This window comes from Rhodoferax potami (genome assembly GCF_032193805.1).
Taxonomy (GTDB): Bacteria; Pseudomonadota; Gammaproteobacteria; order Burkholderiales; family Burkholderiaceae_C; genus Allorhodoferax; species Allorhodoferax potami_A.
The window spans coordinates 2496124-2515686 of record NZ_JAVBIK010000001.1 but is presented as its reverse complement, the minus strand read 5'-3'; the positions used below and the strand labels follow the sequence as shown (position 1 = coordinate 2515686).

The window sequence follows — 19563 nt, the reverse complement described above, 5'->3', positions numbered from 1 at the left end:
GGTGCTGCGTTTTATTCGATGATGAACAAGGGCTGGCCGTATTCCACTGCCTGGCCGTTGTCGCTCAAGATCTTGGTCACGGTACCGGACTTGTCTGCCTCGATTTCATTGAGGATCTTCATCGCTTCGATGATGCAGATGGTCTCGCCGACCTTGATCGAATCACCCACTTCGACGAATGGCTTGGCGCCTGGAGCGGACGAGCGGTAGAAAGTACCCACCATCGGCGACTTCACGGTGTGACCAGCGTCCACCACCGGTTCGGCAGCCACTGGCGTTGCAGCAGGTGCGCTGGCAGGAGCCGCTGCAGCCACGGGCGCTGCATACACAGGTGCGGGCGCGTAGCCCTGAACCACAGCACCACCACCCTTGACGATACGGACCTTGCCTTCGGCTTCGGTAATTTCCAGCTCCGACACATTCGAATCAGACACCAGATCGATCAAGGTTTTGAGTTTGCGTAAATCCATGGAATCTCCAACAACCGACATTTGTAAAACGGCGAATTTACAGCAAAACGCCGCCAAAAAACCATATCTCCACCCAAATCAAGGGAAAAGACTGGAAAAATGTCTAAATAAAATCGCCCCGAAAGGGCTTGAGACAGTGCTTCCGGGTCGAAAACACTAGGTGAGAGACTCTATTTTACCGCAGCCCAAGCGACCAAGTCTTCCGCGTGGACTCGACCCATCTTGCGCTGCGCAACCGCGCCATCCGAGGCCACCAACACAGAGAACGGCAGCCCCCCGGTCACATTACCCAGCGCGCGCCCGAGCTCCGTCCCCGACAAGCCCGCCAATGCCACAGGAAACTGGAGCGGAACCCGCTGCAAAAACGGCACCACCGCCTCTTTGCGGTCAATCGCCAACCCCAACACCTGCACACCTTTGGGACCTTGTTCGGTATGGAAACGATCCAACAAAGGCAGCTCATCCACACACGGAGGGCACCACGTCGCCCAGAAATTGATCAACACGGGGCGCCCTTGGAACTGTTGCATCGCCAAGTTCGTGTCTTGAGGCGTCTGCCATTGCTGCGCCCAAAAACCCGGTACCGGCTCCATCACGGAGGACGCTGCTTGCTGGCGCCACGACAAACCCGCCCCGGCCACAGCCGCCACCCCGGCGACCGCACCCCACAAGACCCTCCGGCGCTGGGCCGAAGGCGCTACCGCGACCGAATTTTCAGGAATTTGCATCATCCGACTCCAACAAGCGCTGAACTGCCGCCATATTGCCACGCCGGGCGCGACCACGCCCATCCGGCTGGAGTGCGCCACGGACATCATCCAGGTCATTGACCAAGAGATGCACCCCCACGTGCTCGCCCAAGGGCAGGCACATGGCATGGATGCTCAGAGCATCGACCATCTCCCCTTGCAGCCCCGGCACTGAGCGCACCTCAAAGCGCACACCCTTGTCAATCAACATGATCTCCGCCGATTTAGGATCATCACAAAACAACTGCAGATAAATATCGCTGTTACGGGTGGCTGTGCCCCGCCACACAGCCCCCCCGAGGTGCGGCCGGAACGACTCCAGCCGCTCCATCCATTGCACCGCCAGCTCGCGAAGGGCCCGCAACTCCTTGGGCTGGGTATCCGCACAGAAGATGGAGATGTACTCTTCGACAGCGGCCTCCACTTGGTCGTTGTCGGGCAAACCGGAACGGGGTGGCACCCCCAATTGCTTCACCGCACGGCGCTTGGCTGCACCGTACTCCAAGCCCTCTTCCACCACCATGCGGGCGGCAGTGGCCGCTATTTCTTCTTTCAGATCGTCCATGGCGCCATTGTGCCCGCCATCGCAAAGCCTTACGCATCGCACATTTGCTATCTTTTTGATAGCTTGATCCACATATTCTGCTTGGGTCAAACGCCAAAAAACTCCAGATTTTCCGTACCAATTGCCAACCGTAGAATACGGGCCATGCATATTCATATCTTGGGCATTTGCGGCACCTTCATGGGTGGCTTGGCCGCGCTGGCACGTGAAGCCGGCCACAAAGTAACCGGCTGCGATGCCGGCGTTTACCCCCCGATGAGCGACCAGCTACGGGCCCTGGGCATCGAACTGATCGAAGGTTTCGGCGCTGAACAAATGGCCTTGCAGCCTGACATGTTCGTGATCGGCAACGTCGTTAGCCGCGCGCGGCTCGCCGACGGCACGCCCAAATTCCCGCTGATGGAAGCCATTCTGGACGCGGGTGCGCCCTACACCAGCGGCCCGCAATGGCTGGCTGAACACGTACTCCAAGGCCGCCATGTGCTGGCTGTCGCCGGCACCCACGGCAAAACCACCACTACCAGCATGCTGGCTTGGGTGCTGGAATACGCCGGACTGCAACCCGGCTTCTTGGTCGGCGGCGTCCCGTTGAATTTCGGAGTATCGGCAAGACTGGGTGGAGGGCCGCCTGTGCCCGCTGCGCAGGTCAAGGAGGAGCCCGCCAAGCGGGCGGGGGACACGGAGCAGGGGGCGCAGGCGGCCCTCCACCCCGCCTCCGGAGCGAAACTCTTCGTGATCGAGGCCGACGAATACGACACCGCTTTCTTCGACAAGCGCAGCAAATTCGTGCACTACCGCCCACGCACCGCCATCCTGAACAACCTGGAATTCGACCACGCCGACATCTTTGACGACCTGGCCGCCATCGAACGGCAGTTCCACCACCTGGTGCGCACCGTGCCCGGCACCGGCCGCGTGGTCGTCAACGGACTCGAAGACAGCCTCACCCGGGTGCTGCACCAAGGCTGCTGGAGCGAACAACGCAGCTTCGGCGCCGCCGTGAGCGACTTCTCTGCCGTTGGCGAGCCCCACGACTTTGCGGTTCACCACCAAGGTCGCGAAGTGGCTCGGGTGCAGTGGGCCTTGGGCGGCGTACACAACCAGCTCAATGCGCTGGCCGCCATCGCCGCCGCAGAGCATGTGGGCGTTTCGCCTGCCGTCGCGGCCGAGGCCCTGGGCCAGTTCGTGAACGTGAAGCGCCGCATGGAAGTGCGCGCCACCGCTCCGTTGGCAGGGCAGCCGGGCAGCGCACCCGTCACCATCTATGACGACTTTGCGCACCACCCCACCGCCATCCGCACCACTGTCAACGGCCTGCGCCGGCAAGTCGGGAGCGGGCGCATTCTGGCCGTGTTCGAGCCCCGCTCTAACACCATGAAGCTCGGAGCCATGAAAGCCCAACTGCCCTGGAGCCTCGAAGAAGCCGACCTCGCCTTCTGCCACAGCGGCGGTTTGGGCTGGGACGCAGCCGAGGCGCTGGCCCCCATGGGCCCGCGGGCGCAGGTGGGCGACACCATTGACGCTGTGCTCGCCCAAGTGGCCGCCGCCCTGCAGCCGGGCGATCACGTGCTGTGCATGAGCAATGGCGGCTTCGGCGGCATCCACGCCAAACTCGCCAACTTGCTACAAACTTCATAGCTGCTCGCGCACTATCTATCTGCGCTAACGGCATATTTGACCCACAACCCATGCAAACCGATCCGAACTTTCAACTCCGCCTCCCGGAAGGCGCCCAATTCACCGACCTGAAACTGCGCCGTTGCGACGCCGAAGCCATCGACATGGACATGGACCTCGTCGAGCGCATCTGCCAACTCAACCAGTGGGATGCGGCCAAGGTGCGCGAGAACCCCGGCCCGGTCATCAGTACCATCTTGAGTGTCTGGTACAAAACCCACTTGGCTGCTGGCGGCACGCCGGACGCTGTGATGGAGTCGCTGCGGGCCCCTGAGCCGCTGCAATAAGGCACAAAAAAGCGGGCACAGAGGTCCGCTTGGGTAATGCAAGCCGGAGCGATCACTCCGGCTTTTTTATGGCGCCATCAGGCAGCGCGACGGGCCTTGACGGCGGCAGACAGCACTTCCAGCGACTCCACCGAATCGTCCCAGCCCAGGCAGGCATCGGTAATGCTCTTGCCGTATTCCAAGGCGGACGCATCGTCCTTGCCGGGGGTGAACTTCTGGGCTCCAGCGTTCAGGTGGCTTTCCACCATCACCCCGAAAACGCTGCGCGAACCGCCGCTGATCTGGCCGGCAATGTCTTTGGCCACATCGAGCTGCTTCTCGTGCTGCTTGCTGCTGTTGGCGTGGCTGCAATCCACCATCAGGGTCTGGGGCAACTTGGCCTTGGCGAGGTCCGCACAAGCGGCGGCCACATTCGCAGCGTCGTAGTTGGGCGCCTTGCCGCCGCGCAGAATCACGTGGCAGTCCGGGTTGCCGTTGGTTTGCACAATCGCCACCTGGCCGTTTTTGTGCACTGACAAGAAGTGGTGGCCACCGGCTGCAGCTTGAATAGCGTCGGTTGCGATCTTGATATTGCCGTCTGTGCCGTTCTTGAAGCCGATGGGCGCAGAGATACCGGAGGCCAACTCGCGGTGCACCTGGCTCTCGGTGGTGCGCGCACCAATGGCGCCCCAGGAAATCAAGTCGCCCAAGTACTGGGGGGAAATGACGTCCAAGAACTCGCTGCCCGCGGGCACGCCCAAGCGGTTGATCTCGATCAGCAACTGGCGTGCAATGCGCAGGCCTTCGTCAATGCGGTAGCTCTCGTCCAGGTAGGGGTCATTGATCAGCCCCTTCCAGCCCACGGTGGTGCGGGGCTTCTCGAAGTAGACGCGCATCACGATTTCCAGCGTGTCTTTGTATTTCTCGCGCTCGACCTTCAGGCGGCGGGCGTAGTCCAGCGCTGCGGCGGGGTCGTGGATCGAGCAGGGTCCGATGATGACCAGCAAGCGATCGTCCTTGCCGGCCATGATGTTGTGGATCGTGGCGCGGGTGTCCGAAATCAGGGTTTCAGTCGCGCTGCCGCGAATGGGGAAAAAGCGGATGAGGTGCTCTGGAGGGGGCAACACGGTGATGTCCTTGATGCGTTCGTCGTCGGTTTTACTGGTGCGGTCGGCGGGCTGGGCTTGTCCGTACCACTCACCGGTTGCAGAGGCTTTAGCGTTCATGTCAGGTCTCCAGAGTCCAAGTTACAAATAAAACAGGTTGAAAAAGGCATAAAAAAACCGCCGGGGGTGCCGGCGGTTTTGGGAAGATTCAGGACGTTTCTTTTGGGTACGTTCAGATCTCTCGACCGCCGGATGTGCGTGAGAACCAAAAGTAGCTAAAAAAGAAACGTGCGGAATGCATGGGGCTCAATGTAGCACAGGTTTCTGACAGCGGCTTACGCGGGCCCCTAGGCAGTTCCACCCACGGTCAAACCGTCGATGCGCAGCGTCGGCTGACCCACGCCCACGGGCACGCTTTGGCCTTCTTTGCCGCAGGTGCCCACGCCGGGGTCCAGCTTCATGTCGTTGCCGATCATGGAAACGCGCTTCAGGCATTCGGGGCCACTGCCCACCAGCGTGGCGCCCTTGACGGGGTATTGGATCTTGCCGTTTTCCACCCAGTAGGCTTCGCTGGCAGAAAACACAAATTTGCCGCTGGTGATATCCACCTGGCCACCACCGAAGTTGGGGGCGTACAAACCTTTTTTGATGCTGGCAATGATTTCTTCCGGCGCCTTGTCGCCACCCAGCATGTAGGTGTTGGTCATACGAGGCATGGGCAAGTGGGCGTAGCTCTCGCGGCGGCCGTTGCCGGTGGGCTTCACACCCATCAGGCGGGCGTTCATGCTGTCCTGGATATAGCCCTTCAAGATGCCGTCTTCGATCAGCACATTGCGCTGGCTGGGGTTGCCTTCATCATCCACGTTGAGCGAGCCGCGGCGGTCGGCAATGGTGCCGTCGTCCAGCACCGTGACACCCTTGGCTGCTACGCGCTGGCCGATGCGACCGCTGAAGGCGCTGCTGCCCTTGCGGTTGAAGTCGCCCTCCAGACCGTGGCCGATGGCTTCGTGCAACAGAATGCCGGGCCAACCGGCGCCCAACACCACGGTCATCTCGCCGGCAGGTGCGGGGCGGGCATCGAGGTTAGTGAGTGCAGCGTGCACCGCCTGGTCTACATAGTCTTCAATCTGCGCATCAGTGAAATACGCCAGCCCGAAACGGCCACCGCCGCCGCTGGAGCCCACCTCGCGGCGGCCCTTTTGCTCGGCAATCACGGTCACGCTCAGGCGCACCAGCGGGCGCACATCGGCAGCCAGCGTGCCGTCGGCACGGGCGACCATCACCACGTCGTATTCGGCCGCTAGGCCGGCCATCACCTGGATGATGCGCGGGTCTTTGGCGCGGGCCAGCTTCTCCACCTTGCCCAACAGCTCCACTTTGGCGGTGCTGTCCAGGGTGGCAATCGGATCCAGGCCGGCGTACAGCTTGCGGCCGCCTGCTATCTTTGGGGTAGCAGTCTTAACACGTTTTGTCTGGGCTGCAGCCGAAATGGTGCGCACGGTACGGGCGGCATCCAGCAGACTGGCTTCGGAAATATCGTCGGAGTAAGCGAAGGCTGTTTTCTCGCCGCTCACCGCGCGAACGCCCACCCCCTGGTCGATGCTGAAGGAACCGGTTTTGACGATGCCCTCCTCCAGACTCCAGCCCTCGGAGCGGGTGTACTGAAAGTACAGGTCCGCCTCGTCTACCTGGTGCGCCTTGATTTCGTTCAGCGCGCGGGTGAGATGACTCTCATCCAGCCCGAAGGGCGTCAGCAACAGGGATTTGGCCGTGGCCAAGCGTTCGATGGTGGGTTCGCGGGAGATCATGCGGCCATTTTAGGCCTCTGCACGACTGACGCAGTGGCTGTGTCGCCAGAGTCGGGGCCTGTTACAGGGGTATGGCCGCTCAGCGCTTCAAGAATTCCAGCAACGCCGCGTCGTCCATCCCGGCCAGGCCTGCCCGCACCGCTTGGGCAAACACCGCGCTGGCCGCTTCGCCCAGGGGCCCGGCAAAACCGGCGGCCTGTGCCGCATCCAGAGCCAAACGGGTGTCTTTGGCGAGCAGGGTCATGTGGGCGCGCGGCGCGAGATCTCCGGCCACGGCACGGCGCATACGGTCAGTACCGATCCAGCTCTGGCCACTGCTCTGGGCAATCACGTCCAGCGTGCGGCTGGCATCGAGCCCCAAGCGGTCGGCCAGCGCCATCGCCTCTGCGGCACCCACCAAGTTGATACCCGCCAGCAGGTTATTGACCAGTTTGGTGCGCGCGCCGTCGCCGGGCCGATCGCTGATATCAAACACCTTGCTGGACAAGGCCTCCAGCAAGGGGCGACATAGCGTCCGCGCGGCACCAGGCCCGGCCACCATGAGACTCATGCTGCCGTCCAGCGCACGCGCGGGGCCGCCGGACATGGGGCAATCCAGGGTCCAGACCCCTTGGGCGAGTAGCTCGGTGGCAATCGACTCCACATCGTGCGGGGCAATGGTTGGGCACAGCATGACCACATGGCCTGCGGGCAGGTGCCGGGCCAGTCCCTCGGTGCCAAACAGCACATCACGGACTTGGGCCGCATCAACCACACAGAGAATAGTTGCTATGCTTTTGGAAGCAGCTTGCGCAATATTTTCGGGGGCTAGCGCACCAAAAGGCAATATAGCCTCCACTTTGGCGCGGTCCAGATCATGGATGGCCGGGGCCCACCCCAGCTGGGCCAGGCGCTGCGCCATGGCCCCACCCATGTTGCCCACCCCGATCAGCGTGACCGCGAACCCCGCCACCTTAGCTTTGCACCAAGCGCTTGGAGTTGGCAATCGACATCAAAATACCGAGTGCCAGCCCCAGCGTCACCATGGCGGTGCCGCCGTAGCTAATGAACGGCAAGGGCACGCCCACCACCGGCAGGATGCCGCTCACCATGCCCATATTCACAAAGGCGTAGGTAAAAAAGATCATCGTCGCAGCACCTGCCAGCAGGCGGGAGAACAGGGTGGGCGCCTCCAGCGCGATCGCCAGACCCCGCAGGATCAAGAAGACGAACGCGCAGAGCAAAAACACATTGCCGATCAGGCCGAACTCTTCGGAGTAAGCCGCAAAAATAAAGTCGGTGGTGCGTTCGGGGATGAACTCGAGGTGCGTCTGGGTCCCCTTCATAAAGCCCATGCCGGTAATGCCGCCGGAGCCGATCGCAATCATCCCTTGAATGATGTGGAAGCCTTTGCCCAAGGGGTCTCGGGTGGGGTCCAGCAAGGTGCAAATCCGCTGCTGCTGGTAGTCGTGCAGCACAGACCAGCGCACCCCATCCGCACACAGCTGGGGCTCAAACACGACCAGCAACACAATGCCGACCACCGAGATCACCACGGGCGGAATCACCAGCTTCCAGCTCATGCCTGCGAAAAAAATCACGGCCAAGCCGGCGGCCATGACCAATAGCGAGGTGCCGAGATCGGGTTGCTTCATGATCAGGCCAACCGGGACAGCCAGCAAACCACCGGCCACCACGAAGTCGAGGGGGCGCAACTGCCCCTCGCGCTTCTGGAACCACCAAGCCAGCATGAGCGGCATGGCAATTTTCATGATCTCGCTGGGTTGGATCACCACCCCGACGTTGACCCAGCGCTTGGCCCCTTTCTTGGTGATGCCAAAAATCGCCACCGCGATCAACAGCGCCACCCCCACGGTGTAGAGCGGCACGGCCACCAGCATCAAACGCTGCGGCGGAACCTGGGCCACCACAAACATGATGGCGGCAGCAATCAGCATATTGCGACCATGGTCCTCAAACCGGGTGCCATGGTCGAAACCCGATGAATACATGATGAGCAAACCGGCACACGCCAGCATGAACACTGCAAAGGCCAAGGGCCCGTCAAACCCCGAGAACCAGGGCGCAATGCGCTGACGCAGGGAGACTTTTCCGAATTGGTACGACATAGCCTTGGATTATCCCCAAGCCGCCGCCCATTACCATCCCGACATGGCCATCACCCACTTGCTTTACCTCCACGGTTTTCGCTCTTCCCCTCAATCCCACAAGGCGCAAGCCATGGCCGCCTATATGGGCAGCCACTTTCCGCAGGTTCAGTGGTGGTGCCCGCAACTGCCGCCCTCCCCCCGCGTCGCCATGGCCCTGCTGATGCAGGGCATTGCCGACTGGCCCACAGCGCGCATGGCGGTGGTGGGCTCGTCGCTCGGCGGCTTTTACGCTACCCACATCGCAGAGGCGACGGGCTGCCTCGCCTTGCTGATCAACCCCGCGGTCGATCCGGCGCGCGATCTGGGGAAATACATCGGTGAAAACCGCCAGTGGCATGCGCCCGAGGAAAGTTTCTACTTTTTGCCCGAGTACGTGGATGAACTGCGCAGCCTGGAAGTGGGCGCCTTGCAACACCCCGATCGCTATCGCGCTATTTTGGCCAAGGGTGACGAGGTGCTCGATTGGCGCGAAATGCATGCCCGCTATGCCGACACCCGGCTCACCTTGCTGGAAGGGGGCGACCATGCGCTCACGGGTTTCGAGGCCTTTTTGCCTGACCTGGCCGCCTTTATGAGCCTGATGGGCGACACCGGCACGGGTGCCTAAAACCCTTCGGCTCCAGAGGCCTGAGCCGGCGGGTTCGGGACGACCCGTTTTGCGGGGACAATCCACCCCCTATGTTTGTACTGTTTGAAGAAGCCGGAAAATTCATGGCCGGTCGCGTCCTGTCCGAGGCAGAAGCCTCTGCACAGGTGGAGTTGGATTCCGGCAAGCGCGTCAAGGTCAAGTCGGCCAACGTGCTGATCAAGTTCGAAAAGCCCGCCCCTGCTGATTTTGTAGCCGCCGCCCAGGCGCAGGCCGCAGGCATCGAGCTGGATATGGCCTACGAATTTGCCCCCGACGAAGAATTCGGCTTTGCCGATCTCGCCAAAGACTATTTCTCGGCCCAGGCCAGCCAGGCCGAGCAAGCCGGCATGTTGTTCAAGTTGTTTGACACGCCGCACTACTTCCGCCGTGCCGGCAAGGGCCGTTTCAAGAAGGCGCCCGCCGACATCATTGCGCAGGCGTTGGCCGCCATTGAGAAAAAGCGTCTGATTGCCGAGCAGATCAACCAGTGGGCCCAAGAGCTGGCGGCAGGCACCTGCCCGCAGGCCATCAAGGACCAGCTGTATAAGATCCTGTTCAAGCCGGACAAAAACGCCCCTGAATACAAAGCCGTAGTCGAAGCCAGCCGCGCCACCCATATTGCGCCGCTGGAGCTGCTGCAAAAGGCCGGTGCGATTGCCTCGCCCTACCTGTTCCACTGGAAGCGCTTTTTGCTGGAGAACTTCCCCAAGGGCACCGGCTTTCCCGCCATTAGCGCACCGGCTATTGCCGACGAGTTGCCGGTGGCTGCCGTGCAGGCCTTTTCGATTGACGATTCGCAAACCACCGAAATTGACGACGCCTTGAGCGTGCAGGGCCTGGGGTCCGGCACCGTGACCGTGGGTATTCACATCGCCGCGCCCGGCCTGGCCGTGCAGCCTGGCAGCCCGGTGGACGTGCTGGGCCGCGCCCGCCTGTCCACGGTGTACATGCCCGGCTACAAGGTCACCATGCTGCCCGACGACGTAGTTCAGACCTACACGCTGATGGAGGGCAGAGATTGCCCGTCCGTCTCGCTGTACGTCACCTTCAACGAGGAGACGCTGGAGATCACCAGCAGCGAGACCAAGCTGGAACGTGTGCCGATTGCCCACAACCTGCGCCACGACCAGCTCGACAGCGTGGTCACCGAGCAGTGGCTGACCGACGCCTCGTTTAACCATGAAAATGACACCCAGCCCGCAGCAGGTCTGCGCGAGCAGCTATCATTTTTACACCGCTTGGCGCGCGACCTGAAGGCCAAACGCGAGATCGTGCGCGGCAAACCCGAGACCTTCAACCGCCCGGACTACAACTTCCGCCTGCAAGGCAACGACGGCGCTGAGCCACAAGGCGACGAGACCGTGCTCATCAGCATCCGCCAGCGCGGCGCGCCACTCGACTTGATCGTGGCCGAAGCCATGATTCTGGCCAACAGCACTTGGGGCAGCTGGCTCGCAGAGATGGGGGTGCCCGGCATTTACCGCAGCCAGGCGTCGCTGGCGCCCGGCGTCAAGGTGCGCATGGGCACCAAGGCCCTGCCGCATGCGGGTATCGGGGTCAAAGCGTATTCGTGGGCGACCTCGCCACTGCGCCGCTATACCGACCTGGTGAACCAGTGGCAGATCATTGCCTGTGCACGCCACGGCAAGACGGCGGCATTGGTGGCGCCCTTCAAGCCCAAGGACGCCGAGCTGTTCGCCATCATCTCCTCGTTTGACGCGGCTTACAGCGCCTACAACGGCTACCAGGGCGCCATGGAGCGCTTCTGGACCATGCGCTACGCACAGCAGCACGGCATCACCGAGCTCACCGCCAGCCTGTTCAAAGACGGCATGGTGCGCGCGGACGATATCCCGCTGGTGCTGCCAGTCTTGGGTGCGCAGGGACTGCCCCGCCACGCCAAGGTGCGCGTGAAGCTGGGTGAGATGGACCTCATCACTCTGGATGTGCAAGGCACGGTGCTGGAACGTCTGGATGCTCCGGTGGAAGCCGACAACCAGGACGAAGAGGACGACAGCGAAGACGATGTGGCAGGCCCGATCGCGATTGCGGTGGACGTGAACGAAGCGCCGGACGCCGGCGGTGATAATCCCACCCCGTGAATCTGCGCAAACTGACCACGCTCCAATGGGCTCTGGGTGTATCCATCGCGGTACACGCGGCGCTGTTGACCGTGCGTTTTGTAGACCCTGAGGCCTTTAACCGGGTGTTCGAGGACCAGCCACTGGAAGTCATTCTGGTGAACGCCAAGAGCAAAGAGAAGCCGGAAAAGGCCCAGGCGATTGCCCAAACCAATTTGGCCGGTGGTGGCGATGTGGAAAAAGGCCGCGCCACCAGCCCTTTGCCGCCCTCGGCGTTTACCGACATCGGCGACACCCTCGAAGAAGAGAGCGCACGCAAACTGCAAAGCCTGCAGGAGCAGCAAAACCTGTTGCTCGCCCAAGTCAAGAGCCAACTGGCCGCCCTGCCGCCGCCCGACCCCAACAAACTGGCAGACAAGTCAGACCAGGCCGAGCGCGAGGAAAAGCGCCGGCAGCTGATCAAGCTGTTGGCCGAAATCGAGCGGCGTATCAACATGGAGAACGCGCGCCCGAAAAAGCGCTATGTGAGCCCCTCTGTGCGTGAAGAGGTGTATGCGGTCTATTACGACCAGCTGCGCCAGCGTATCGAGGAAAAAGGCACCGACAACTTCCCCCAAAGCGGCGGCAAGAAACTGTATGGCGAGCTGACCATGATCGTCACCATCAACTTTGATGGCCGGGTCATCGACGCGGAGGTGGTACAGAGCTCGGGCAACCCGGTGCTCGACAAGCGCGCCCAAGCGATTGCCCGCTCGGCAGGCCCATTCGGCAACTTCAATGCCGCCATGCGGCGCCAGGCAGACCAGATTCTGGTGGTGTCCCGCTTCAAGTTCACCCGCGACGAGACATTGGAAGCCAAGGTCTCGTCCTCCGCGGCCCGATGAGATCGCTGTTGCGTTGGTTGCTGCTGTGTGGCGTGGCGTTTGTCTCGCTCCAGCTGTATTTTGTGGGCCGGATTGCCGCCATGGCGGTGATCGACCCGCAGTCCACCGCCTTTGAACGCTCCGAAGCTTGGCGAGTCGCCCGGGAGCGCGATACCTTCCGGTGGCGCCAGGAGTGGGTGCCTTACGAGCGCATTTCAGACAACCTGAAACGCGCGGTGATTGCCTCGGAGGACGATAGCTTCCGCCAACACGACGGGGTGGATTGGGATGCCTTGGAAAAGGCATGGGCCAAAAACGCCAAGGCAGAGCAGCGCGCCGAGCAGCGCCTCAGCCAAGGCAAGGCCAGCACCAAGCCCCCGAAGATTGTGGGCGGCTCCACCATTACGCAGCAATTGGCCAAGAACCTGTTTTTGTCGGGCGAACGGACCTTGCTGCGCAAGGGCCAGGAGTTTGTGCTGACCTTGCTACTGGAGCAGCTGCTGAGCAAGCAACGCATTCTGGAGATTTACCTCAATAGCGTGGAATGGGGCGAAGGTGTGTTCGGCGCGGAGGCCGCAGCTCAACACTATTTCCGCAAACCCGCCAGCAAGCTCAGCGCCTACGAAGCAGCCCGTTTGGCAGTGATGTTGCCGCGGCCCAAGTTTTTTGAAAAGACGCCTAACTCGGGCTACCTGAACAGCCGCGCTGGCACCATTGTGGCGCGGATGGCGGACGCGCAGCTGCCCTGAGTTTGTTTTTGGCTTGAGGTGCTGTTGCACTTGCCCGCAGCGGAGCAGGCATGAGCCCCGCCGCTCGTGTCCCCCGGCCTTCGGCCTCCTCCTTGACCTCGCTTTGGGACTCACGCCTGCTCCGCGGCTGGAAGGAAATGCTTCCCAACATTCATTGACTTGACCACACCATCGGAAGCGGTGGGCGGGGTGCTCTGCATAGTGAGGTCAAGGAGGAGCGCGCAGCGCGGGGGACACGAACGGTGCAGAACACGCCGCCCACCGCTTCCAGCCCCCACAAGAAGGCGAGCGCCACTAGAGCGACACAAAGCCCCAAAGCAGACACATCCGCTCTGTATCATCCCCGCCATGCTTGCCAAGTTGATGAGTTACTTTCTGTTGGGCCTGATCCGCTTTCTCACCGGTGCGCAAGCACGCTGGCACGGCTGCCCGCCCAAAGCAGAACAGCGGATCTACTTTGCCAACCACCAGAGCCACGCCGATCTGGTGATGATCTGGGCAGCCTTGCCCAAGGAATTGCGGCACATCACCCGCGCCATTGCCGCCAAAGACTACTGGACCAAGTCGCCCTTCAGGCAATGGCTCACGACCGAGGTGTTCCATGTGATCTACGTTTCGCGTGACCGCACTTCTGACGAAGACCCGCTGGAGCCGCTGATCGAAGCGCTGGCCAATGGTGACTCGATCATCCTGTTCCCCGAAGGCACACGCGGGCACACCGGTGAGCCACAGGCGTTCAAGGCCGGCCTCTACAACCTGGCTACCCGCTTTCCTAACGTGGTGCTGGTGCCCGCCTGGATCAACAATGTGCAGCACGTACTCCCCAAGGGCGAAGTGGTGCCGGTACCGGTGCTGTGCTCTGTGACCTTCGGCGCCCCCATGCAAGTGGCTGATGGCGAAGAGCGCCGGACGTTTCTGGACCGGGCGCGCAACGCCGTAGTGGCCCTGCGGGACGTGTAAGGCAAGTCCATGTACCACTACCTGAAAAATCTAGGCCCGACCCAGCAAGTGGGTGCGTTGTTCATTATTGTGTTTGGCCTGTTGCTGCTCTCCAGCATCGTGGCGTTTCTGATGTCCTTGCGGGAGCACGGCGACGATGAAACCGGCGACCGCAAGCGTGCAGAGCTGAAGAACCTGGACGGCATCATCCGCACCAGTTGGCTGATGGTGTTTGTGTTTTGGGTGGGGTGGCTGAGCGGCCCCTTGGTCGCCCTGAGCTTGTTTGGCGGCCTTTCATTCTTTGCGTTGCGTGAATTCATGACCCTGTCGCCCACCCGGCTGGGCGATCACCGCAGCCTGGTGTTGGCATTTTTCGTGGTGCTGCCCTTGCAGTACTGGCTGGTTGCGACCGAGCACTTCGACATGTTTGCGGTGTTCATCCCGGTGTATGTTTTTCTGGCCCTGCCGATAGCGAGCGCGCTGGCCAATGACCCGCAGCGTTTTCTGGAGCGCAATGCCAAGCTGCAGTGGGGCATCATGGTGTGCATCTACGGTATGAGCCACGTACCCGCGCTCCTGATGCTGAAGTTTCCGGGCTACGACCACCGGAACGCGTTCATGGTGTTCTTCTTGGTGCTGGTGGTGCAATTCTGCATGGCAGTGCAACACTTGGTGTCCCGCAAACTCAAGTTGCCACCGGCAGCCCCTGCCATCAGCATGAGCTTCAATTGGCCGAGCTGGTGGATCGGCGTGTTTTCGGCCAGCCTGTTCGGCGCATTGCTCGCCGGTATCACCCCTTGGGTGCCGGGTACCGCGTTTGCGTTTTCCTTTATCGCCTGCGTCGCAGGCACCATGGGCCACTTTGTCATGAAAGCGCTCAAGCGCGACCGGGGTATCCCGAGCTGGGGGGGCAATATGCGCGCAGTCACCGGTGCCGGCGGCTTGCTGGACCGGGTGGACGCCCTGTGCTTTGCGGCCCCGGTGTTTTTTCACTCCGCTCGGTGGTATTTTGACCTGTAGCGCCCGTAGATGTTGCGCGAGCAGCTCCTGAATTTATAGCATGCGAATTCTTGGTATTGACCCCGGCTTGCGCACTACCGGCTTCGGCTTGGTGGACGTCGTGGGCGCGGATGTGCGCTATGTGGCCAGTGGCACGATCCGCACCGAGCACCTCGATACCCGGGCCTTGCCAGCGCGGCTCAAAGTGCTGTTTGACGGCATTGGCGAAGTGGTGGCGCGCTATCAGCCCACCTGCGCCTCGGTAGAAATTGTGTTTGTGAACGTGAACCCGCAGTCCACCCTACTACTTGGCCAGGCCCGCGGAGCACTGGTCACAGCACTGGTGTGCGCCAACCTGCCGGTGGCGGAGTACACCGCGCTTCAAATGAAACAGGCAGTCGCAGGCCACGGCCGCGCTCACAAAGACCAGGTGCAAGAGATGGTGAAACGCCTGCTGCACCTGCCCGGTTTGCCCGGCCCCGATGCGGCCGACGCCTTGGGCCTGGCGATCACCCATGCCCATGCAGGCAAGTCCATGGCCATGCTGGCCGGGAGCAATGGTGTGGGTGGTAACGGGAAAATCCGTTATCGCGACGGCCGTAGCCAATGAATGCGGTTTCGAAATGCACGCCATCAAAATTTACGTTGGAATCCTTTTGGCCTTGTGTGCAGCAACGACGGCCGGCGCACAAACACTCACCGCTTATACCGAAGAGTGGGCGCCCTACAACTTTCAAGACGGCCGGGATGTCAAAGGCATCGCCACAGACTTACTGCGGGAGGCCTGCAAGACCGCGCGCGTGAACTGCAAAGTGGAAATGGTGCCGTGGGCGCGGGGCTACAAAATTGTCCGCAATACACCGGACACGGTGCTGTTCACCACCGCCCGCAAGCCCGAGCGCGAAGACCACTTCTTGTGGGTGGGGCCTATTCTGTCGCGTAGCACCTGGGTGTTTGCTCGACCCCACCCTGCAGATGCAGCCGGCACACGCGAGTTGAATAAGCTGCGCTTCGGGGTTGTGCGAGGCGAGGCGGCTTACCAGGACCTGCTGAATGCCGGGGTGGCGCCCGCCTCCATGCTGGAAGACAGCTCTAACGCCAGCATCCTGCGGCTGCTGCTGTCTGGCATGGTCGATGCGATGGTGGATACCGAGGTCGCGATGGCTTGGGCACTGCGCAGCAGCAGCCTCGACGCAAGCACGGTGGTCAAGCACAGCAATCTTGCAGACGAAGGCGCATATTTCTACGCGTTCAATCTCAAATCGAATCCCGACGTCGTGGGCCGTTTGCAGGCTGCCATCGACAAATTGAAGCGCCAAGGTCGGGTAGACGCCTTGGTGCGCCGTTACACCCAACCCTGATTCAAGGTCTGGGCTTGGTCAGGCCCGGGTATCCAACAAGGCGCCGGTCATTTTGTCGGCGGTTTTGAAAACCGCCAAATTGGCGATGAAGCTGTTTTTCGCCTGCAACTGGCTAACCACGTCTTGCTCCAGGGCATTGCCTACCTGCGAGGATTCGCGCACCGACGTGCTGACCCCGCCTCCGGCTTGGGCGGTTTGCACCGTGTCCTGGCGCTTAAACCCTTCAGTCGCCAGATTGGCCACGTTATTGGCGCTGGCTCCTAGGCGGGTTTGCGCCGCGTTCATTCCGGAAACAGCAATTGAGGAAATGGAGTTCATGGAAGGTGCGCCCTACGGTACCGTCTGCACATCGCAGACCCTTCCATTATCAACAGCGGCAGCACCGTGACAAGCACCCGCCGGATAAGCGGCCGTTACCAGGCCCGAACTGGCTGGGCGAAGCCCTGTGGTGCCTGCTTGACGTCTTCAAAGGTCACCACTTCCCAGGCCTCGGGGTGGGCTTGAAGCTCTCGCAACAGTTTGTTGTTCATGGCGTGACCTGACCGGCGGGCACTGTAGGCGGCCAGCAGGGGCTTGCCGACGATATACAAGTCGCCGATGGCATCCAGAATCTTGTGTTTCACGAACTCGTCGTCGTAGCGCAAGCCATCGGCATTCAGGACCTTGTAGTCGTCCATCACAATGGCATTGTCCAACCCGCCACCCAAGGCCAAGCCATTGGCACGCATCATCTCGACGTCTTTGGTGAAGCCGAATGTACGGGCACGCGCAATGTCACGGGAATAGCTGTCGGTACTCAAATCGAACTCGACTTTTTGACCGGTGGAGTCCACGGCAGGATGGTTGAAATCAATCTCGAAGCTGAGTTTGTAGCCGTGGTACGGGTCGAGACGGGCCCATTTTTCGTTGGCGCCTTCGCCTTCCCGCACTTCCACCGGCTTGATCAGGCGGATAAACCGACGCGGCGCGTTTTGCAACTCAATGCCTGCGCTTTGCAACAGAAACACGAACGAGGCGGCGGAACCATCCAGAATTGGCACCTCTTCAGCCGTGATGTCCACAAACAAGTTGTCGACGCCCAAACCGGCGCAGGCGGACATCAAGTGTTCCACTGTGTGGACCTTGGCATTCCCGCAGGACAGCGTGGAGGCCAAGCGGGTGTCTGTCACCGACTCGGCCGACACCACGATATCCGGAGCATTGGCCAAGTCGACCCGCCGGAACACGATCCCTGTATCCGGCGCCGCCGGGCGCAACGTGATCTCAACACGCTGGCCGCTATGCAGGCCCACGCCAACGGCGCGGGTCAGGGATTTGAGAGTTCGTTGTTTCAGCACAGGTCTATTGTAAAAGTAGCGCAATACGCCTCCGGAGCGGATGCCTTTGGCCAGAAACACCGTGGGTCCGGCTCAGCCTGGCCCAATGGTGTTGCCCCCTGCAAGGGGGAAAGCGGCCACACGCAGTGGGCAAGCCGGGGGGTGTACTCGGTCAATCCGCCTGCTTGCGCAAGAACGCGGGGATTTCGTAGTCGTCCATGCCGCCGCTCGAGAGCGCATCGACCTTGGCCGCTGCTTGGGTGCGGTTCGTACGCCACACGCTGGGCGTGGACATGCTGCCGTAGTCAGGCTGGCTCACCGACGATCCCACGCTGCCCATCGCGGGGCTTGCGCTTCCTGTGCTTGCCACTGTGTTCAGTGTGGGCACATGGAAAGGCACGTTATCGGTACCAGTGCGCAGCACTTGCAGCGGAGGAGCGGTACGGCGCGCGCCTTGACGGCTCAAGCCAGTGGCGATAACGGTCACACGGATTTCATCGCCCAACTTTTCGTCGTTGGCGGTGCCGTAGATCACGTGAGCATCGGCGGAAGCGCAAGCGCGGATGGTTTCCATCGCCATCTTGGATTCTTTGAGCTTCAATGAACCCTTGCAGGCGGAAATCAGCACGAGAACGCCCTTGGCACCTGACAGGTCGACACCCTCCAGGAGCGGGCAGGCCACAGCTTGTTCTGCGGCAATCCGGGCGCGATCGGGACCGCTGGCGGTGGCAGTTCCCATCATGGCCTTGCCGGGCTCACCCATCACGGTGCGCACGTCTTCGAAGTCGGCGTTGATCTCGCCCTTCACATTGATGATTTCAGCAATGCCGCCCACAGCGTTCTTCAGCACGTCGTTGGCGTGTGCAAAGGCTTCATCCTGTGACACATCTTCATCGAGTACTTCAAGCAACTTCTCGTTGAGCACCACGATCAGGGAATCCACATTGGCTTCGAGCTCGGCCAGACCGGTGTCGGCGTTACTCATGCGGCGACCGCCTTCGAAATCGAAGGGCTTGGTCACCACACCCACGGTCAAAATGCCCATTTCTTTGGCAACCTTGGCAATCACGGGTGCGGCGCCGGTACCGGTGCCTCCGCCCATGCCGGCGGTGATGAACAACATGTGCGCGCCTTCGATGGCTTGGCGGATGTCGGCCTCTGCCTGTTCCGCCGCTTCACGGCCTTTGTCAGGCTTGCTTCCGGCACCCAGGCCGGTACCGCCGAGCTGGATGGTCTTGTGGGCCGAGCTGCGGCTCAGCGCCTGAGCATCGGTATTGGCGCAAATGAATTCCACACCTCCCACCGATGTCGAGATCATGTGCTCCACCGCATTGCCACCGCCACCGCCTACGCCAATGACTTTGATTTGTGTGCCTTGGTTAAAGGCTTCTTCTTCGATCATTTCGATGCTCATGTTGTTACTCCTTGAATTGCAATATTGAATGGGTTGAAACCGGTTGTCGGGCAGAACTCAAGCAGCGACGGCCAAACGGCCTGCCAACAAGATGTCGGCGAGCAGGCGCTTGGCATGCTCGGCCTCCGGCTTGGGAGCCGGATGGCTGGTGAGGAGCTTCCACACCACGTCATCGCTGACACCGAAGCGGCACAACAAAATGTCGCTATCGGCAATGCTGGTTTTCTGACTTTCTGACAACGTTTTGATAATTTCTGCAGCGTCTTGCGACATACCCAGTATTTTCACAGCGGACTGGAGGTCCTTCTGGATAAAACTCTGGGCCATATTCAAATAAGCCATATTTGCATCGCGAATTTCGGCCTTGATTTGGGCTTTCATATTTGTCATCTCCTGAGATTCAATATTTTTCGACGATTTTT

Annotated in this window: 21 protein-coding genes; 10 read left to right on the top strand and 11 right to left on the bottom strand. The window is 61.1% G+C overall.

What is annotated here, in order from left to right; genetic code table 11:
* Window positions 1-11: 11 nt before the first annotated feature.
* The 3 genes from accB to RAE19_RS12035 all read right to left on the bottom strand — a co-directional run bounded on the left by accB (window position 12) and on the right by RAE19_RS12035 (window position 1784).
* Window positions 12-470, bottom strand: a complete 459-nt coding sequence (gene accB / locus RAE19_RS12045; RefSeq protein WP_313875110.1) for an acetyl-CoA carboxylase biotin carboxyl carrier protein — start codon at window positions 468-470, stop codon at window positions 12-14.
* A 170-nt stretch (window positions 471-640) separates the two neighbouring features.
* Window positions 641-1198: a TlpA disulfide reductase family protein gene (locus RAE19_RS12040; protein WP_313875109.1), complete on the bottom strand. Its 558-nt coding sequence runs from the start codon at window positions 1196-1198 to the stop codon at window positions 641-643.
* Window positions 1185-1784 carry a hypothetical protein gene (locus RAE19_RS12035; protein WP_313875108.1) on the bottom strand — a complete coding sequence of 200 codons (600 nt, stop codon included), beginning with the start codon at window positions 1782-1784 and terminating at the stop codon, window positions 1185-1187. The genes RAE19_RS12040 and RAE19_RS12035 overlap by 14 nt, the downstream gene beginning before the upstream one ends.
* Window positions 1785-1928: 144 nt before the next feature.
* Here RAE19_RS12035 and mpl point away from each other — a divergent pair, with 144 nt between their 5' ends.
* Window positions 1929-3422 carry a UDP-N-acetylmuramate:L-alanyl-gamma-D-glutamyl-meso-diaminopimelate ligase gene (gene mpl / locus RAE19_RS12030; RefSeq protein WP_313875107.1) on the top strand — a complete coding sequence of 498 codons (1494 nt, stop codon included), beginning with the start codon at window positions 1929-1931 and terminating at the stop codon, window positions 3420-3422.
* A 50-nt stretch (window positions 3423-3472) separates the two neighbouring features.
* Complete coding sequence (locus RAE19_RS12025; protein ID WP_313875106.1) at window positions 3473-3748, top strand: hypothetical protein; 276 nt, start codon at window positions 3473-3475, stop codon at window positions 3746-3748.
* Window positions 3749-3825: 77 nt separating this feature from the next.
* On the opposite strand, the gene RAE19_RS12020 is transcribed toward RAE19_RS12025, so the two are convergent.
* The 4 genes from RAE19_RS12020 to rodA form a co-directional block, all read right to left on the bottom strand.
* Entirely contained in the window at window positions 3826-4953 is a 1128-nt protein-coding gene (locus tag RAE19_RS12020) for a 3-deoxy-7-phosphoheptulonate synthase (RefSeq protein WP_313875105.1), read from the bottom strand.
* 227 nt (window positions 4954-5180) lie between these two features.
* A complete protein-coding gene (gene tldD / locus RAE19_RS12015) occupies window positions 5181-6641 on the bottom strand; it encodes a metalloprotease TldD (protein ID WP_313875104.1) in 1461 nt (486 codons plus the stop codon).
* Between the two features lie 79 nt (window positions 6642-6720).
* Window positions 6721-7593, bottom strand: coding sequence for an NAD(P)-dependent oxidoreductase (locus RAE19_RS12010; RefSeq protein ID WP_313875103.1), 873 nt, complete (start codon window positions 7591-7593; stop codon window positions 6721-6723).
* Between the two features lies 1 nt (window position 7594).
* Entirely contained in the window at window positions 7595-8749 is a 1155-nt protein-coding gene (gene rodA, locus RAE19_RS12005; RefSeq protein WP_313875102.1) for a rod shape-determining protein RodA, read from the bottom strand.
* Between the two features lie 43 nt (window positions 8750-8792).
* Between rodA and RAE19_RS12000 the strand changes: the two genes are divergently transcribed.
* The 8 genes from RAE19_RS12000 (at window position 8793) to RAE19_RS11965 (ending at window position 16411) form a co-directional block, all read left to right on the top strand.
* A complete protein-coding gene (locus RAE19_RS12000) occupies window positions 8793-9398 on the top strand; it encodes a YqiA/YcfP family alpha/beta fold hydrolase (protein WP_313876230.1) in 606 nt (201 codons plus the stop codon).
* Window positions 9399-9469: 71 nt separating this feature from the next.
* Entirely contained in the window at window positions 9470-11521 is a 2052-nt protein-coding gene (locus RAE19_RS11995) for a ribonuclease catalytic domain-containing protein (protein ID WP_313875101.1), read from the top strand.
* Complete coding sequence (locus RAE19_RS11990; RefSeq protein WP_430962535.1) at window positions 11518-12384, top strand: TonB family protein; 867 nt, start codon at window positions 11518-11520, stop codon at window positions 12382-12384. The genes RAE19_RS11995 and RAE19_RS11990 overlap by 4 nt, the downstream gene beginning before the upstream one ends.
* On the top strand, window positions 12381-13112 hold the full coding sequence (mtgA, locus tag RAE19_RS11985) for a monofunctional biosynthetic peptidoglycan transglycosylase (protein ID WP_313875100.1): 732 nt from the start codon (window positions 12381-12383) through the stop codon (window positions 13110-13112). The genes RAE19_RS11990 and mtgA overlap by 4 nt, the downstream gene beginning before the upstream one ends.
* Before the next feature lie 348 nt (window positions 13113-13460).
* On the top strand, window positions 13461-14072 hold the full coding sequence (locus RAE19_RS11980; RefSeq protein ID WP_313875099.1) for a lysophospholipid acyltransferase family protein: 612 nt from the start codon (window positions 13461-13463) through the stop codon (window positions 14070-14072).
* A 9-nt stretch (window positions 14073-14081) separates the two neighbouring features.
* Window positions 14082-15071, top strand: coding sequence for a phosphatidate cytidylyltransferase (locus tag RAE19_RS11975; protein ID WP_313875098.1), 990 nt, complete (start codon window positions 14082-14084; stop codon window positions 15069-15071).
* A 40-nt stretch (window positions 15072-15111) separates the two neighbouring features.
* Window positions 15112-15660, top strand: coding sequence for a crossover junction endodeoxyribonuclease RuvC (gene ruvC / locus RAE19_RS11970; protein ID WP_313875097.1), 549 nt, complete (start codon window positions 15112-15114; stop codon window positions 15658-15660).
* Window positions 15661-15673: 13 nt separating this feature from the next.
* Window positions 15674-16411, top strand: coding sequence for a substrate-binding periplasmic protein (locus tag RAE19_RS11965; RefSeq protein WP_313875096.1), 738 nt, complete (start codon window positions 15674-15676; stop codon window positions 16409-16411).
* A gap of 18 nt (window positions 16412-16429) precedes the next feature.
* Here the strand turns inward: RAE19_RS11965 and RAE19_RS11960 are convergent, their stop codons facing one another.
* From RAE19_RS11960 to RAE19_RS11945, 4 genes are all read right to left on the bottom strand, one after another.
* Complete coding sequence (locus RAE19_RS11960) at window positions 16430-16729, bottom strand: flagellar basal body protein (RefSeq protein ID WP_313875095.1); 300 nt, start codon at window positions 16727-16729, stop codon at window positions 16430-16432.
* A 95-nt stretch (window positions 16730-16824) separates the two neighbouring features.
* Complete coding sequence (gene lpxC, locus RAE19_RS11955; RefSeq protein ID WP_313875094.1) at window positions 16825-17748, bottom strand: UDP-3-O-acyl-N-acetylglucosamine deacetylase; 924 nt, start codon at window positions 17746-17748, stop codon at window positions 16825-16827.
* 151 nt (window positions 17749-17899) lie between these two features.
* On the bottom strand, window positions 17900-19141 hold the full coding sequence (gene ftsZ / locus RAE19_RS11950; protein ID WP_313875093.1) for a cell division protein FtsZ: 1242 nt from the start codon (window positions 19139-19141) through the stop codon (window positions 17900-17902).
* Window positions 19142-19198: 57 nt separating this feature from the next.
* The gene (locus tag RAE19_RS11945) at window positions 19199-19522 is read right to left on the bottom strand and encodes a flagellar transcriptional regulator FlhD (protein ID WP_313875092.1); all 324 of its coding nucleotides are present in this window, start codon (window positions 19520-19522) and stop codon (window positions 19199-19201) included.
* Between the last annotated feature and the right edge of the window lie 41 nt (window positions 19523-19563).